Below are 791 nucleotides of genomic sequence, written 5' to 3' on the forward strand. Positions count from 1 at the left end.
ACCAAGATCATCAGCATGTACGCGCGGGGCATGACGACACGGGAAATCCAGGGGCACATAGAGGAAATCTACGGCATTGAGGCCTCCCCGAGCCTGATTTCCGCCATCACAGACGCGGTCATGGAGGAGGTAACCTCCTGGCAGAACCGCCCACTCGAGCCTTGTTACCCCGTCGTGTTCATGGACGCGATCCGGGTCAACATCCGCAGCGACGGCGCGGTGTCGAACAAGGCGGTCTTCGTTGCCCTGGCCATCCTGCCGGACGGCACCAGGGACGTGCTGGGGCTGTGGTTCCAGGCCAACGAGGGCGCCAAGTTCTGGGCCAAGGTGTTGAACGATCTGCGCAATCGTGGGGTTCAAGACATCCTCATCGCGGTGGTGGACGGGCTCAAAGGGTTTCCCCAAGCCATCGAGGCGGCCTTTCCTCAGACCCAGGTCCAGACCTGCGTCGTGCACCTTCTGCGCCATTCCATGAGCTTTGCCAGCTACAAGGACCGCAAGGCCGTCGCTGCGGCCCTGAAGGCCGTCTACACCGCCGTGGACGCCGACGCCGCTGAGGCCGCGCTGACCGAGTTCGAGGACAGCGACCTGGCCGCAAAGTACCCGGCCATCGCCCCAAGCTGGCGGCGCGCCTGGACCGAGGTGATCCCATTTCTGGACTACCCGCCCGAGGTGCGCAGGCTGATCTACACCACCAACGCGATTGAGGCGCTCAACTCGAAAATCCGGCGTGCGGTACGAACCCGCGGCCATTTCCCAAGTGATGACGCGGCCGCAAAATTGATCTATCT

General features: G+C 63.0%; 1 protein-coding gene. It reads left to right on the plus strand.

What is annotated here, in order from left to right; genetic code table 11:
* On the plus strand, nt 1-791 hold a 791-nt coding region (locus ACXAIC_RS24750; protein WP_475187101.1), incomplete at both ends, for an IS256 family transposase.

It is taken from the genome of Roseibium sp. AWQ4_254, from assembly GCF_056161025.1.